General features: G+C 56.1%; 11 protein-coding genes, 1 tRNA gene and 2 pseudogenes. 8 read left to right on the top strand and 6 right to left on the bottom strand.

Going from position 1 to position 16,262, the window contains the following annotated elements:
* The first annotated feature begins 300 nt into the window (after positions 1–300).
* From KSS91_RS01970 to rffA, 8 genes are all read left to right on the top strand, one after another.
* Positions 301–1,524, top strand: a complete 1,224-nt coding sequence (locus tag KSS91_RS01970) for a hypothetical protein (RefSeq protein ID WP_217836902.1) — start codon at positions 301–303, stop codon at positions 1,522–1,524.
* Positions 1,521–2,213 (top strand): WbqC family protein, encoded by a 693-nt coding sequence (locus KSS91_RS01975; protein WP_217836903.1) that lies wholly within the window; start codon positions 1,521–1,523, stop codon positions 2,211–2,213. Before KSS91_RS01970 ends, KSS91_RS01975 begins: the two co-directional genes overlap by 4 nt.
* On the top strand, positions 2,210–3,151 hold the full coding sequence (locus tag KSS91_RS01980) for a glycosyltransferase family 2 protein (protein WP_217836904.1): 942 nt from the start codon (positions 2,210–2,212) through the stop codon (positions 3,149–3,151). Before KSS91_RS01975 ends, KSS91_RS01980 begins: the two co-directional genes overlap by 4 nt.
* Positions 3,148–3,810, top strand: coding sequence for an acetyltransferase (locus KSS91_RS01985; RefSeq protein ID WP_217836905.1), 663 nt, complete (start codon positions 3,148–3,150; stop codon positions 3,808–3,810). The genes KSS91_RS01980 and KSS91_RS01985 overlap by 4 nt, the downstream gene beginning before the upstream one ends.
* A 29-nt stretch (positions 3,811–3,839) precedes the next feature.
* Complete coding sequence (locus KSS91_RS01990) at positions 3,840–4,760, top strand: glycoside hydrolase family protein (RefSeq protein ID WP_217836906.1); 921 nt, start codon at positions 3,840–3,842, stop codon at positions 4,758–4,760.
* Positions 4,761–4,765: 5 nt separating this feature from the next.
* Positions 4,766–5,176, top strand: a complete 411-nt coding sequence (locus KSS91_RS01995; protein ID WP_217836907.1) for a GtrA family protein — start codon at positions 4,766–4,768, stop codon at positions 5,174–5,176.
* 68 nt (positions 5,177–5,244) lie between these two features.
* On the top strand, positions 5,245–6,048 hold the full coding sequence (locus KSS91_RS02000) for a class I SAM-dependent methyltransferase (RefSeq protein ID WP_225923718.1): 804 nt from the start codon (positions 5,245–5,247) through the stop codon (positions 6,046–6,048).
* A 65-nt stretch (positions 6,049–6,113) separates the two neighbouring features.
* A complete protein-coding gene (rffA, locus tag KSS91_RS02005; protein ID WP_217836908.1) occupies positions 6,114–7,259 on the top strand; it encodes a dTDP-4-amino-4,6-dideoxygalactose transaminase in 1,146 nt (381 codons plus the stop codon).
* A 592-nt stretch (positions 7,260–7,851) separates the two neighbouring features.
* Here rffA and KSS91_RS02010 read toward each other — a convergent pair.
* The 6 genes and pseudogenes from KSS91_RS02010 to KSS91_RS02035 form a co-directional block, all read right to left on the bottom strand.
* Positions 7,852–10,380 (bottom strand): amidohydrolase family protein, encoded by a 2,529-nt coding sequence (locus KSS91_RS02010; RefSeq protein ID WP_217836909.1) that lies wholly within the window; start codon positions 10,378–10,380, stop codon positions 7,852–7,854.
* 8 nt (positions 10,381–10,388) lie between these two features.
* A complete protein-coding gene (locus tag KSS91_RS02015; protein ID WP_217836910.1) occupies positions 10,389–13,055 on the bottom strand; it encodes a P-loop NTPase fold protein in 2,667 nt (888 codons plus the stop codon).
* A gap of 116 nt (positions 13,056–13,171) precedes the next feature.
* Positions 13,172–13,331 (bottom strand): annotated as a pseudogene (locus KSS91_RS02020) (IS3 family transposase); the annotation flags it as partial.
* Positions 13,332–13,790: pseudogene (locus KSS91_RS02025) on the bottom strand (integrase domain-containing protein); the annotation flags it as partial.
* 903 nt (positions 13,791–14,693) lie between these two features.
* The gene (locus KSS91_RS02030) at positions 14,694–16,022 is read right to left on the bottom strand and encodes a tyrosine-type recombinase/integrase (protein ID WP_217836911.1); all 1,329 of its coding nucleotides are present in this window, start codon (positions 16,020–16,022) and stop codon (positions 14,694–14,696) included.
* A 164-nt stretch (positions 16,023–16,186) separates the two neighbouring features.
* Positions 16,187–16,262: transfer RNA gene (locus KSS91_RS02035), tRNA-Thr, on the bottom strand.

A 16,262-nucleotide genomic window follows, 5' to 3' on the forward strand; every position in this document is an offset into this window, starting at 1 on the left:
AAGACCATTGGCAGCTTCGCCAACACCCGCCCACGACTGGAAAAGTACGATGAATCAATTCGCCATTCTCCAGGCGGAGCGCTTCACCAGACCGTACATCTAGATTATGATCGCGCTGCCGCCTGACCGTAATCCTCTATAACTACGGGCCATTCCCCCGATCGCTACCCGATTCTTACCTCGTTTGGCAGCAAATGCCGCGTTGGGCCTCCCGCACTGGCACCAATTATCCCAAGCGTATTGCGAATATCAGAAAAGATGATCTTTATAAAAAATAATAAGCTTTTCTCCTGCTTATACTTGCTGGCAGTCGTCATAACCATCGGCGTGGTGTACTCACTGGGCTTCCGGGAAGCGGCAAGCCAGATTGCGATGGCGCCCGAGCGCCTGAGAAACTTCACGTTCCCCATCTGGGAGCAACACGCTTTTTCGCAGCACGGTTTCCTCGTCTTCTATTCGATGGAGGACTACGCAAAAAAGATCGCGTATTCCAACCACTCCACGGCTTATCTGTTCTACATGTACGCCCTCTATAAAGTGGAAATGTATGTGTCGGCATTACCGATGAGAGTGACAGGGGCTTTCCTGAACATTATTTCGCTGGCAGGCGTTACGTTCTTTTTTCTGTCCCGTCTGGTGGAAAAGCGCCTGGCATTCGGTCAGGGACTGCTGATTCTGTTATCGGTCGTATTCATGGTGTCGATGCCGGGATTCTGGATTTCTTCGGCCAGATTCAACGTCGACAATACATTCCCATTGATATTTGCGTTTCAGGCGCTGGCTGCGTTCTTGATCTGGAAAAATCCGGAACGGTCCGCAGCGGTCATGACAGTGATCGTGTTGTTTGCCGTGTTTTCTCCGATCTCGGCAGCGTTGCTGGGCCTCGCCTTGATGGTTTGGGCATGCCGCAGCGACGGTCTCGACAGACGGATGTGTCGCCTGGCATTGGTGGCCCTCGTTGCGGCAGTTGCCTTCTATCTGCCGTCCCCACTGATATCGAAGGCACTGGGTTTCACCTCGTCCAACAGCGGCTGGCTGTTTCGCGCTGGCCTGGATGGCGACACCACTTATTTCACCAACGTCGTGAAGTCGGTACTTGTTCCGCAGTTCCCGCGGCCATTTGCGACCATTGCCGTGCCGATCCTGTTCCTGGTAGCCCAGTTGGCCTGTTTGCGCATGATCAAACGGCGTGAGCCTGCCGGCGTTGCGGCACCGACGGGGACCTCCCCGTTGGCCGGCATCGGCATGTTCTACTTCCTGCTTTTTTCGCAATACGTGATGACCAGCCTGCTGTGGCCGCAGGCCGTTGCCATTCATCCGTACCTGTATGACTACCTGCTGATGGCACCGGTTTTCGTCGCGATTGTTCTGAATTTTGCCTTCAAACCTTCACCGGTTGCGTTGCGTTTCTGGGCGCTGGCGCTGTTGTTCTGCATTTCCTTCCATCTCCAGCAGGTCGCGCAGGCAAAATGCCAGGGGTGTTACTTCCCGGGCGCCTGGGACGCGAGCGTCAAGCAGCCATGAAGACCGTCGCCATTCTTCAGTCGAACTACATACCCTGGAAGGGCTATTTCGACATGATCGCTGCGGTCGATGAGTTCATCCTCTACGACGACATGCAGTTCACCAAGAACGACTGGCGCAATCGCAACCAGATCAAGACGCCGCAAGGCGTCCAGTGGCTCAGCGTGCCTGTCGGGCAAGGCATCAGTCGCCGCATTCGCGATGTCGAGCTGGCCCCTGCCTGGCAGGTCAAGCACTGGAAAACGCTGCAGAGCAACTATCGGCGCGCGCCTTTCTTCGATGAGGTCGCCCAGTGGCTCGAGCCGCTCTATCTGGCGGAGACCCACACGGGCCTGTCGTCGATGAACCGCAAGTTCATGGAAGCGATTTGCCGATACATCGGTATTGAAACCCGCATTACCAATTGCTGGGACTATATCTCTGCCGGCGACAAAACCCGGACCGCCCGCCTGGTGGACCTTTGTCAGCAGGCCGGTGCGACGCAATACCTGTCGGGGCCGGCGGCAAAGGACTACATCGAGGCGCCGCTGTTCGACGACGCCGGCATTGCGCTGCAATGGTTCGATTACGCCGGCTTCCCCGAGTATCCGCAACTCTGGGGGGAATTCACCCATGGCGTCACCGTCCTGGATCTGCTGTTCAATTGCGGCAAAGACGCGCGCCGTTACATGAGGCATGTCAAAGCATGAAGCTGTCCATCGTCGCCACGCTTTACCGCTCGGCCAAGTTCATCGAGGAGTTCCATCTCCGTGCAAGCCAGGCGGCACAACAATTGGTCGGAGACGATTACGAGATCGTACTGGTCAACGACGGCTCGCCCGATTCAAGCCTGGAGCTGGCCGTCCAGTTGAGCGAAGCCGATCACCACGTGGTGGTCGTCGATCTCTCGCGCAATTTCGGCCACCACAAGGCCATGATGACGGGCCTGCGACATGCCCGCGGTGAACGTGTCTTCCTGCTCGATAGCGACCTGGAGGAAGATCCGGCATGGTTGCTCTCGTTCAGCGAGCAGATGGAGCGCGAAAAGGCCGATGTGGTCTACGGTGTCCAGCAGCAGCGAAAAGGCAAGCACTTCGAGCGCTGGACCGGGCAGGTGTTCTACAAGCTCTTCCGTTTCCTCAGCGGGCTGGATATGCCCGACAATATCGTCGTCGCCAGGCTGATGTCGCGCCGCTATGTGGACGCGCTGATTCAGCACGACGAACGCGAGTTGTTCATGGCGGGGCTGTGGGTGATCACCGGCTTCGATCAGCGTGCGCAGACCATCGACAAGCGCAGTCGTGACGAGACGACCTACACACTGGGAAAGAAAGTGGCGCAACTGGTCAATTCGATTACTGCCTTCAGCAGTGCGCCGCTGGTGGGAATCTTCGTGGTGGGCTGCGCGATCTTCCTGCTGTCGGCCGCCTACACGAGCTTTCTCGTCGTCAACTGGCTGCTCCTGGCGAACCCACCCAGTGGCTATACGTCGCTGATGGCTTCGATCTGGCTGCTCGGCGGCCTGATCATCGCATTCGTCGGCGTGGTCGGGATTTATCTCGCCAAGATATACTCCGAAGTCAAACAGAGACCCTACACTATCGTCCGGAACGTCTACCGTCAGGCTGAGACGCGGAGCATCGAATGAAAAAACTCATTATTTTTGGTCTCACCGACGCCGCCGAGCTCGCACTCTATTATTTTTCCAACGACTCCGACTATCAGGTCGAGGCGTTTGCCGTCGATCCCGCCTACATGCCGGCCGACAAGAGCTTCATGGGATTTCCGGTGGTGGCATTCGATGAAGTCGCCCAGATCTACCCGCCAGACCGGTATGTCTTTTTCGTCGCGCTCGGCTATTCCAAGCTCAACCAGATCCGCAAGGAAAAATATCTGGCAGTCAAGGCGCTGGGCTACGAAATGGTCAGCTACATCAGTTCGCGAGCCTCGGTGCTGACAGAGGACATCGGCGAGAACTGCTTCATCCTGGAAGACAATACCGTTCAGCCCTTCGTGCGCATCGGCAACAACGTGACCCTGTGGAGCGGCAATCACGTCGGTCACCATTCGCGTATCGAGGACCACTGTTTCCTGGCCTCGCACATCGTCGTATCCGGCCGTGTGACGATCGGGGAAAGCTGTTTTCTCGGCGTCAACGCGACCCTTCGCGATCACGTCACCATCGGCGAGAAATGCATCATCGGCGCCGGCGCCCTGATTCTTGGAGATGCCGCTGCCGAAGGCGTATACGTCGGACAAGCCACCGAACGGTCGCGCGTACCGAGTACCCGCGTCAGGAACATCTGAAGACCCTCATCATTGGCGTGAGAAATCCCATGTGGAAAAAACTAGGCAAGATATTCTGCGCAGAAGGGCAGAGCGATTGGTTGTATTCTCACGCGATGATTCCCATTGCTGAGCAGGTGAACGGCGACCTGTATCGCATCTATTTCTCATCGCGTGACAAGAATAATCGCGGACACGGCGGCTTCCTCGAGATCGACATGCGGGACCCGACCAAGGTCTTGCGCGTCCATCCGGATCCGGTCCTCGAACCGGGCGACCTCGGATGTTTCGACGACAGTGGCGCCTTGCCCAATTCGATCGTCAACGTCGGTGGCCGCAAGCTGCTGTACTACACCGGGATCAACCTGGGCGTAACGGTGAAGATCCGCAACTCCATCGGCCTGGCCGAATGGAACGAGGCCACCCAGCGCTTCGAGAGGCTGTTCCGCGGCCCCGTCATCGACCGCACCCGCGATCTTCCTCACTTCGTCGCCACCCCTGAGGTGCAGTTCGAGGCCGGACGATTCAGGGCCTGGTTCACCTCCTGTGTGCGATGGGAGCAAGGCCCTTCGGAAGCGAAGCACTTCTACCATCTCGAGTATGCTGAGTCCGCCGACGGGATCGAGTGGGAGCGCAACGGCACGGTTGCCATCGGGTTCCGTGACGAACACGAGTACGCCCTGGGTGTGCCGCGCGTGCTCAAGGATGCGGACATGTACCGGATGTGGTTCTGCTCCCGGGCCACAAAAGACTGTCCCACCTACCGGATCCGCTACGCGACCTCGTCCGATGGTGTGCAATGGACGCGGCACGACGAGCAGGTGGGAATCGACGTATCGGAATCGGGTTGGGATTCGGAGATGATCTGTTACCCGTTCGTCTTCGATCATGCCGGTCGACGCTACATGCTTTATAACGGCAACGGCTATGGCAAGACGGGTTTCGGGATTGCCGTCTGGGGAGATGAGTGATTCTAATGCAGCGCTGGCGGCCCGTGATCAGACCCATTCTCCGTTACGCAGTCGTCGGCGTCGCCTGCAATGCCATCGGTTATGCGGCCTACCTTGCATTGACGTGGCTGGGCATCCCATTCAAGCTGGCCATGAGCTTCCTGTACGTGATTGGCATCTGCATCAGCTTCCTGGGCAACCGCAACTGGGCGTTCGAGCATCGCGGCAACGTCGTGGGGACGGCATGGCGCTTCGGTCTAGCGCACGCAGCCGGCTATTTGCTCAACCTCGCCTTGCTGACGGTGTTCGTCGACAAGCTGGGATATCCTCATCAGTGGGTCCAGGCCGCTGCCATTTTCGTTGTAGGAGGTTTCTTGTTCGTCGTCTTCAAGCTATTCGTCTTTCGTCATGACCAACCACATGGGAACCAGGCGTGAAGATCTGTTCTGAATGCGAGACGCCGTATGCCTCGGAGCAATGGACTTGTGCCCAGTGTGGACATCAGGTGGCTCGAAAGAACGGTTTTGCCGCGTTTGCGCCAGAACTCGAGGACAAGCAGGAGGGCTTCAAGGCCGATTTCTACGAGACCTACGCGCATCTTGAAAGCGGCCATTTCTGGTTCCGGGCGCGCGGCAGGTTGATTACATGGGCGCTGACGAAATATGGGCCGCGCATGCGTTCATTTCTGGAAATCGGGTGCGGTACCGGCTTCATTCTGAGTCGGGTCGCCGTGGCGTTTCCCAAGGCCAGGTTGCTTGGCAGCGAGATGTTCTCGACCGGGCTGAAGTTTGCCTCCTCTCGCTTGCCCGGCGTGGAGTTCGTACAGATGGATGCACGCGATATCCCTTACATCGACGAGTTCGAAGCGATTGGCGCGTTCGATGTCATCGAGCACATCGAGGCGGATACCGTGGTGCTCCAGCAGATGCACCGTGCCCTGAAGCCCGGGGGAATCATGCTGTTGACCGTGCCCCAGCATCAGTGGCTGTGGAGCCAGGTGGATGAATATTCCTGCCACGTGCGGCGCTACGATGCCGCCGATCTGCATCGCAAGGTGGAAGAGGCGGGGTTTTCCGTTGTGCGCAGCACATCGTTCGTCTCGTTACTGCTGCCGGCGATGATGATTTCACGCGGCGCCAAGAAGCAACAGCGGGGCGATACGAGCGAGACCGCCGAATTAGCGGTACCCAAGGCGCTCAATATGCTGTTTGGTTTCGTGATGTGGCTGGAGTGTTTGCTCATCAAGGTGGGAGTGAGTTTTCCGGTCGGTGCTTCCAGGCTGCTTGTCGTCCGGAAAAAGAGTGGATGACCCCACTTTGCATAACGACGTTATGTCTAGTTCGACCCGACTAAAATCTGCGTGCGAAGGCCCAAATGGCGGAAGACAAAAAGATCCAGTTCAATCGCCCCTACATGACGGGGAAAGAACTTTATTACATCGCTGAAGCCAAGTTCGGCAATATCCTTGCCGGCGATGGCCCGTTCACCAAGCGGTGCCATGAATGGTTGACCGAACGTACCGGTTCGAGCAAGGCCTTGCTGACCCACTCGTGCACGGCAGCGCTGGAAATGTCCGCGTTGTTGCTGAACATCGAGCCGGGCGACGAAGTCATCATGCCCTCGTTCACGTTCGTTTCCACGGCCAATGCCTTCGTTTTGCGCGGCGGCGTGCCCGTGTTCGTCGATATCCGTCCGGATACCCTGAACCTGGATGAGACGCTGATCGAGGCGGCCATCACGCCGCGCACCAAGGCAATCGTGCCGGTTCATTATGCGGGCGTGAGTTGCGAGATGGATACGATCATGGAGATCGCCCAGCGTCACAACCTGAAGGTGGTCGAGGATGCGGCGCAGGGGGTCATGGCCGCTTACAAGGGCCGGGCTCTGGGCAGTATCGGGGACTTCGGCGCCTTCAGCTTCCATGAGACCAAGAACGTCATTTCGGGCGAGGGCGGCGCATTGCTCGTCAATGATCCTGGGTATGTGTCGCGCGCAGAAATCATCCGCGAAAAAGGCACTGACCGTAGCCGTTTCTTCCGCGGCGAGGTCGACAAATACACTTGGCAGGAAGTCGGGTCGTCATTCCTTCCAGGGGACGTGACTGCCGCGTTTCTCTGGGCGCAGCTGGAAGAGGCCGAACACATCACGCAGTCGCGGCTGGCCATCTGGCAGCGGTATCACGAATTGCTGGCGCCGCTGGAAACCAGCGGGGCACTGCGCCGCCCTATCGTGCCGGCCGACTGCCAGCACAACGCGCACATGTACTACGTGCTGCTTCCCGCAGACGTGCCGCGACAACCGGTGCTCGATGGCCTCAAGCGAGAGGGTATCAATTCGGTCTTCCATTACGTGCCCCTGCACTCATCGCCGGCTGGCCAGCGTTACGGCCGTGTCCATGGCGCCATGGACAACACGGTGAGCCTCTCGGAACGCTTGTTGCGACTGCCGCTGTGGGTCGGTATGTCGGACGAGCAGCAGGAACGTGTGGTGGACGTCTTGCGGGACGAACTGTGTCGTTGATTCGACAGGCACTCTTGCCGGAGCCCGGCACGATCCCGAGGCCGAGTTTTATCGCCGCAGCTTTCGGCTCGGCGCGTTCTTTGTAGCCCAGGAAGGTCAAGTGCTGCGCCAGTGTGGGTGGGGAGTCCTTTCGGCGTAAAACCAGCGCCGGAGCCCACCCGGCAGTGCAGCGCGGTGCCAGTCAAAAAGGCTGCCGCCAGCTCCAATCAACTGAGAAGCTGTGACCAAATCGGGTATGAAACCCCAGAAACGAAAAAGGCCCACCGTAAGGTGAGCCTAAGTCGTTGTTCTATATGGTGCCGGCACCAGACGAACGGTAGCTTTCTGCGGGGCTAGGTTTTCTGCGGGTCTGGAACTCGGTGGAAAATTTGGCGTACCCCAACTAGTAACTATAAATAAATCAGCTAGTTATAGCTTTCTGTGGAATCGAACTGGGGCTTTACTGGCGAGTAGCAATTCATTCAACTTCAGCCGGGCCTAGATCCTGAGCCCGCTAGCGTGTCCTAGGGTGGCCAACCATTTTCCCAAGAGTTGAACGGGGCCCTCCATGGCCCCATGCTGCTTGGTTTGTATAAGACTCTATGGCCAATAGTTATCCAAGAAATGGATCGTGAAACCGGTAAGCGCGACCGCGCTCGTTGACAGGCGCCAGATGAGCCAAGGCCGCTTGGTCGCTAATACCTTGATTACGTAGGGCTCCGTATAATTGGTAGAACTCACCGTTCAAATCTCCGGCGAAAATTCCGGGGTCATCCGAGCCTAGCGATACCATGATTTCAGGGTCGCCTTTTTCCACAAACCCAGGCACGCGCATCCATCGAAGTGCATGGTGTTCGCTGAAATTATGGTACTGACTGATGCGCACATTACTGGACGGGAGGGTTTCGACCACGACGTTACGGTGAGCAACTTCGCGCATCAGAGCTTGTTGGAGCTGCAGGTAAGTGATTTCGTCAAAATAAGCAGCGTCCACGCTTTCCAGCGACTCGCTACGCTGGCAAAGATTCTCGTCGCTGAGCCATTCCCACAGCAGATTCAAATGGTGTGGGTTGCTGTGCTTTGCTGCGCGGATGCGCAGTGCTTCGGCTTGCCAGATGTCATTGAGCGGCGTTATGTCCACTGACCAGTCCGTTTCAAAGGCCGCCTGCAGATAGCGGACATTCAGGTGTCGCAGACCCATTGCGGCTTCAAGCTCTGCACAGCTGATGTCACGGCGGAACACCTCGCCCGCACACTTGGCCAAATCGTCCGCTACTCTGGAAGCCGCGGCGGTTGCTTCGGGCAGGGTACGTAACAAGCGCCAAGCGGCTAACAAGTCCAGCATCCATTCGCCTTTTTTTACCACCAATTGCCCTGGCATGCGCTCCAGCCAAAGTCTGGGAGCAATGCCCATGGCTGTGCCGTGGCCTATGCGGTCCCCATCGCGCAGGTCAAGAAGTTCTAGTGCGTCATACATGGCACGCAGACCACTCAACAGATGGGCAAAATCCTCCCCTACATGGTAGCTACGATGGGTTAGGCCGGCGTGCTGACAAGCTCGATAGCAACTGGCAAATACCTCGGGAGGGGCGTGCAGTTCATTTGATGCCGCATCTATTCCGCGTACCCAAGTACGTAACCTGGGCCATCGTTTGAGGGTTTCGAGCAGTACGTTAGTGCTATGTTCCAGCTCTGCACGCTGAGCGTAAAAACGGTTAGGTCCAGCCTTTTTGCCGGGAGCCCATGGCTTTTTTATGAAATGCACCACTAGGGCAAGGCGGTGATGTGAACGGTCAAGGGGTGATTTATTTAGGAAGATAGTTTCCAGTTGCGCAAGCATGTCGCCCAAGTTGCGGGGGGCCGGTTTTGAATTGAGGTCGTGCGGGGAGTGGCTCTGAAGGTAATGCCAATAACCCCCCAGTATTGCTTTCAACAGTTGATGGTTCTTGCGTAGCGTGCTCTTGGGCGCAAAACGCCCTTCCAGGTAGGTGGTACGGCTGGCACCTGTTTGTCTGCCATGCATAGCCCAGAAGCGAGGAAGGTAGTCTGCTTCTGCAGGTTCGCGCAGCTCGGTGTAAGTCAACTTTTGGAACTGGTCGAAACCGAATTGCTCCTCGCTTTGAACCAGTAGGCGATAATACTGGTTCTGTAATAGCAGATAGGCGTGGAACATGCGCTCGATTATCACACTGGGTTCTATTGTGAGCTTTTGCAGGAGCTGTTGCATCCAGCTTAACTCGTCGTCGGCGCAGCTTTGAGCGGACAACTCTAGATGTCTTTCGCCGGGGGCAGGAGCCAGCTCTTGCTGGTTCTCCTCATCGGCTAACTCCGAGTAGTCGTAGGGCAGGCAGACATTTGCGCTTAGGGTATTGGTTGCTGCTGCAATCAGCCATAGCCGCAAGCGGCTTGCAACCACAAGCTGGCTGTGCAGTTCAACTGGTGACAGTTCTGGATTGATGGAGTGTGCCAGCTCGCGGATGCTGGCCGCATCGGTTCGACTGCGGTTATGCCATTTGATGCCGAAATCTCTTGTCTCCTGCTTTGGCGTGCGCAGAGCACGCAGCCAGCAGTTTTCCGCGTGGGTGCTGCCGTTGAGATGTAGATGTGTCTCGTGTAAGCCTTCGCGGGCAAGATAGTCCTCAACCACCGGATCGTATGGGCTGACGATAGGTAAATGTCTTTCTGCCCAGTTTGGCTGCTCTCCCCTCGACCAGTGAGTAGCCCTCTGATCTAGTAGCCCGTCGCGGGGCAGCGCTAGCAGATGAGCAGCCGCCTGCAGGGGGAGGCCGGATATGCGACTCACTACGCTTTGCTGCCAGGCACCAAACTTCTGTTGCCTCACATACAACTTCCCGTGTTGGAACTTGAGAAATTCGTCTGCCATGGCCTGAAGGGTGGCGAGCAATAGAGAAGGCTTCTCTTTGCCAGTCGGATGACTAGTAAGCCGCTGGAAACTATGCTCAAAGACGTGGTCCGGCAGACGGGAGGACCAAGGGAGATAACCAAGATAAACTGCCTCTCGCAGGTCTTGTGAGCCCAAAGGTGTATGAAAAGGTGTATGCCTCACGAGGGACAGCACCTTGTGGCTGGCGAGCAGACTGGTACCGATTTGGGCAATAACTGAAGCGGCTTGTTCGCGCATGCTATTACTCAAGACTTGGTCGACCCTTCTTGATCGAGCTGCGCTTCAGACTCTTTTTTCCATTTCGTGCCAGCAATGTATGTTTTATTAATTTTTTTCCAGATGGCGTCATCACAAAGTAAGTCTGCGGCTTCTATTCTTGAGTTGGCGGGACTCTCACTTCCTGGATCAGGTTTAAAGGAGGCGTCATTGCAGGAAAGAAGTCCGTGAACCAGGTTTTTTGTATTGGCTGTTGCCTGTAATAGCCCCAAAAGTAAAGGACATGTCGCTACTAGATAGGTAAGGGGAAGTTCTGTGTGAGCTTCCTTAATGGATTTGAATTTATCAATAAATACTTTGGCAGAGGTGAGTGGATTGGTGCGGTCCAGCGCGGAACCGCCTGCAGAGCTGTTGGAGCCGCTACTCAAGTGGTAGTCCTGTTCCTCTATGTAGAACGCATTGATTACACACAGGGCGAACAACTCCATGAGGCTGGCGGCACCTACCCCGTCTTGGGCAACCTTGGGCCTGTTGGCATCACACACTTTCTCCAAGCTGAAGTAGAGGCGCGTCCAGACCTTGCCGATTAGCACAGCAGACGGATTGAGCTTTATGCGAAGACTCGCTGTGTCGTGAAGCCATTGCTCGACAGCGCGTTCGAGCGTGGCGAGTTTTGCCGCATCGTCGGTTGCATCCTGCTCGCTGTCTTCCTCTTCGACAGTGTCATTTTCCCATTGTGGACGGGAAACACTCAGCGGTGGATAGGGCTTAGGTAAGACGCTGAGCACGGGATATTGTTTGGTATGGTCTGGTTCAAGTGCGAGCAAGCGGGCCATCAGACCTAAGATGTTGTAGATCGAGGCATACGTCCGTGAGGCAGTGCCTGATACGTCGACAAGACTCAGTGCAAAAGCGGGGAGATCTTTACTGCTTTTGAGGACGCTGAGGGCTGTCTTATAGTTAGACTCGCTTTCCTTGGGGGCCTGATCTGGTTTGCCCTTGTTGAGCCCGATAATGCCGGAATAGACCACTGCGCGGTTTGGGTTAGCACCGTATGGTGCGGAGAAAATTGTTACAGCATGACGCGCCCAGTTGAGAGCATCTTCTTTACGCCCAATACCCATGTATTGCTCGAATTGCTGACGAAGTGTCTGGGCGTCATCCCCGGTTCGGAGATCTTTACCCTTACGTCGTAGTACTTGGCCATACAGGGCTACGCTGCCGGGAGCGGCTAGCATGTAGTCGATGAGAGCTGCAGGCTTTTCCGCGCAAAGCCGAGTGACATCTGCGGAAAGGGCTGCAAAGCTGTTTTTGAGGTCTGCATTGCTGGGTTGGGGACGCAGGTATGCGGCGGTGTCAAAGTCACCGTCACGCACTGCAAGGTCGAATACGGCTTTGGTCAGTGCAGGTAGTTCGTGAGCAGCGATTGCGTCTACATCCACGCCGAATTTGTATAGGCTGCCCAATGCAAGAGCCCGAAGGCTTTCGCTTAGAGCTTCGGATAGTTCTTTATTCCATGCATAGGATTGTTGCTCATTTGAGTTGTTCTTTGCGAGGAAGGGCACGCACCGGCACAGTACCTGAAGTATTGAGCGCAACGGCTGTTTTAGCAGGAATTCGCGATACAGTTCTAGGTCGCGGGGCGTTTTGATTCGAAGTCCTTGCCGGACTAACTCATCCACCACTGTTGCGGGTTTTCTTTGGGCTTGCTCGCCCCATTTGTTGTAACTCAGTTTGTAAAGTTCTGAGTCGCTTTTCAGCAGGTTCCATAATGGGCGCAACTGAAGGCGCCGTTGCATGGGAAAGAGTTTGAGCAGGTATTGGTCTTCCAAATGGTCGACCATTTTATTGCGTTGATCTTTGCGTTCCGGCGTCTGATCATGCTTAGCCTCTCCGAGGCTGTCATAGAAATGATCGCGGACCATCAGGGAGTACAGCTCGATATCACCGGTAACTAAAATCACGAGGCGCGGGGTATCAAGGTATTTGCGAATGCATTCCAGTACATTGCGCGCGTGCTGGGCATTGGTGTCTGCATCGTCAAAGGCGAGAATCAACGCATCGACACCTAGCGATTCGCAAGTAATATCGAACAGCGCATGCAAGTTTTTACGAAGGTCTGCACTGTGTCCGGCGCGCTCCAGACCCCATTCAAAAAACAACTCAGCATCCAGGTCTTGGAGCTGATCGTGACTCTTTGTGAAGAGACTCAAACCACCAGCAAGCTTCTTGAAACCCTCCCGGAAACTCTTGCTTACTCGCTCCCCTTCTAGCGTGGAGGCCTTTCTTGAGAGTGCGAGCATCTGTGTTTTGAGAGCTTTGAGTATGCTCAGGAGGATGATTTCACTACGCTCGATGCGACTGGGGTCGATGTACGCTAGAGACTCAACCGTGTGCGCCTTAAGGTCCTTTGGCAGGGCATGATAAGCGCTTTGGAGGAAGGTGGATTTGCCGGCGCCGCGAGTGCCATCAATGAAGTAGACCAAACCGCTGCCATAGGGGTAGTTCTTGGTGGGCCCAGTTCGCTCCACTCGCTTGGAATCTTGCTCAGCCTTGGCGAGGTCAGCGGTAATATTGTTTTTTAGATTCACATAACATGCATGCTGAACAAGCTGCTGCACATCGACGGTTGCGTTGTTGTCGCTGCAATCGAGATCGATGATGATGGTCTTACGGCTTTCTGTTTGTTCAGTCATGAGAGTCTCAAGGAAAGAATGGTGCCTTCACATTGATATCAGACCATATGACTGATACAAACTCCATATGATAAGGTCCTCCAAGACGCTCTCCCCACTGAATCGCCCCGAATTCCCTAGACACCCTGCAAGCTCATTGCATGACGCTTTTCAAACTCTACCGGTGACAACTGATTATTGAAACCATGACGGCGTTTCGGGTTATAGAACATCTCGATGTAATCGAACACATCACCCCCGTGCATCCTGTCGCGTGGTGTAAATTTTTCGTTTGAGCATTTGGTGTTCGCAGAGCACGTCGACGATCCGCTTTACGTGTTCGCGGTCTTGGCGTTGTGGCACCGAATGACGAACACTGGTGCGCCGCATTCCCAAGGCCTTGCTCGGATTCGGTAATTTCACATATTGATCACCGCGAAGCGCAGCCAGGGGCCGGTTCACGCTGGACAATCGGTTTTGCGCGGTGGCGATGTCGATAGCGCCTTGTTCAACTTGCTGACGCAGATGTCCGGCGTAGTCCAGCAAGGTCTGCCGATCAATCCGCCGTGCATCGTTAAACTCTGGTCCATCCTCCGAACGACACCAGCGTACAAACGCTTGCCACCGATCACTGTGAGCTTTGACCGTGCCGTAGTGCCCGTCGCCAAATAGGTCGCGCAACGCCTGCGGTCCGACATAGCTCAGCTGCCGGCCATAACCAAAATTGCGCCCATCCCGCCTACCGACCAATGCCATGACCGAGCTCCTCTCGAAGCCAAACCGTTGAAACCTTCCCTCACGTCATCCCGCCAAGAATGTTGAGTGTTATCAGGGATCAAGGCCCCTGCGACCTGTGGGGTTTGTCCACTAACGCGGGACTGGCGGCTCTTTACGACCGGGAGCTTGGGCATCTCATGATCTGACCTCCTGAGCACTTCCGAAGAAGTGGGCGGGTGGAGGCTGCACTGGCTGACGAGATCAGCGCCGCGAGATCCTGAGTCGGGTGAAGGCAGTGATGAGATGACCGGGGCATGCCTGACTGTCAGTCAGGTGCAACCCATTCCTTGGGCTGCGGCACCATCATCTGCATTGCTGTTGCTGGTGACCTCGGTGTTTGTCACGCCGATTGTCACAAGGGGGAATGCCGCAAAGCCTTGTACGAGTTGGGCTGCAGCAGCGGTAGGAGCGCCCGTCTCTTTCCGGGAGAAAGAGACGGGCGCAGGTTGGCGCAATGAAATGGCCAAGCGAATAGGTTGCTGCAGGGCAGCTATAAAAGGGTATGATTTGCCGCAGTGGCACTCTGGTAGAAGTAGGCATCCATCACATCGCTGTGACCGTGCGAGCCGCCGGATGCTAATCGCACTTTGGGAGAACCACCATGGTGTGGCGTAGCCTTAAAGGTTCTGGCTACCTGGGTTGCTGTCAACGACAGCGCTTGCCCGATCTTTTCTACGCCTGTGGATAATTCGGGTCAAGGCTCGAATTTTCGGGAGTTCTGCGGCTGTGGATGAAATTATCCACCGGTGGAAATCAGTGGTTTTCCACAGACAGTTGCGTGGGCTTTAGATTTTTTAAGTGAGGTCCATCCAAGCAGGGCGGCTTTGCAGCCCTGTTTGGATGGACCCGCGTGGAAGGGCGGCCTGCGGTGATCTCATTGGCTTACCCTCGTTTGGATGCGCCACGGCTTTTTTGCAGGGCGGTAATGTTGTCGCCGACCGGGTGAGCGAATTCGTGGGGCGTCACATGCCCCTGGCGGTTGGCGTCGATGTAGTTGCTCCACCACGCCATGATCAACCTGCGCTGTTCGAGGAATTCGGCCTTGTGGATATAAGCGGCGCGCACGCGGTTGCGTTCCTTGTGACTCATTTGTCTTTCGATGGCTGCGTCGGTCCATAACCCGGACTCTAGTAGGGCGCTACAGGCCATGGTCCTGAAGCCGTGGCCGCACACGTCCTTGCTGGTGTCATAGCCGACGTTGCGGAGCATGGTGTTCACCGTGTTCTCGGACATGGGCTTCCAGTACTTATGGTCTCCCGGTAGCACCAACTCTGAAAAGCGACTGAGGCTGCGCAGGCGCTCCAGTATTTCGATGACCTGCGGCGATAGCGGAACCATTTGAATGTCGCCGTTCATTTTGGTCCCGCGTGTGGAGTTGCGTACCCCTTCAATCGGTGCGCGCGTATCGGGGATTTCCCACATGGCGCGTTGAAGGTCGAACTCACTCCATCGAGCGAAGCGCAGTTCGCTGGAGCGGACGAATACATGCAACGTCAACAGGACGGCAAGGCGCGTCAGCTCGCGACCGTTGTAGTTGTCGATGCGGTGTAGCAGTTCGGGTAGGCGGTTGAGGGATAGGGCGGGGCGATGGACTGTGCGCGGCGCGTGAATCGAGCCTGCCAGATCCAGTGCAGGATTCATGGTGATCTGCCGAGCCCTTTTGGCCCCGCGCATGATGGTGGATAAGTAGTTCTGTACCCGTAACGCCACATCCATGGTGCCGCGTTCCTTGATGCGCTGGGTGATCTCTAGCAGGTCATGGGTATCGAGTTCAGCGATGGGTCGTTGGCCGATCAGCGGGAAGACGTGGGTACGCAGTCGGCTCATCACGGTTTTTGCGTGGCCTTCGGTCCAGCGGCGGGACATATCAGCGTGCCACTCCAGCGCAACGGTTTCGAAAAGCAGTGCCGCCCGCTGGGCTACGATCTTGGCCTTCTTTTTTTCTTCCATTGGGTCGAGGTTGTCGAGCAGCAGCGCTTTGGCTTCGTCTCGCTTACGTCGTGCGACGGAAAGGGTAACGATGGGGTAATTGCCGATGATGAGTGTCCCTTCCTTGCCGCTGGGCTTGGTGTACTTCAAGCGCCAGGTCTTCACGCCATTGGGTTTGACGAAAAGGTACATGCCGCCGCCATCGAACAGTTTGTAGGCGCGTTCGCGGGTTTTGGCCGTGCGGCATTGCAGGTCGCTGAGGGGGATCGCTAGACGTGGCATAGGGGTACGCGCTCCTGACCGGGAAATCGCAGTACCCCTAACATACCCTCGGGGAAGGGGGATTTTGTTGGATCCCGACGGAGGGTCCTGGAACGAAAAAACCCGCCAAAGGGCGGGTTTTCGGGGCTTCCAGAGCATTCGGTGGAATGCAATGGAGCCTAATGTGGTGCCGGCACCAGGAATCGAACCCGGGACCTACTGATTACAAGTCAGTTGCTCTACCATCTGAGCTATACCGGC

This window comes from Pseudomonas azerbaijanorientalis (genome assembly GCF_019139795.1).
Taxonomy (GTDB): Bacteria; Pseudomonadota; Gammaproteobacteria; order Pseudomonadales; family Pseudomonadaceae; genus Aquipseudomonas; species Aquipseudomonas laurylsulfatiphila.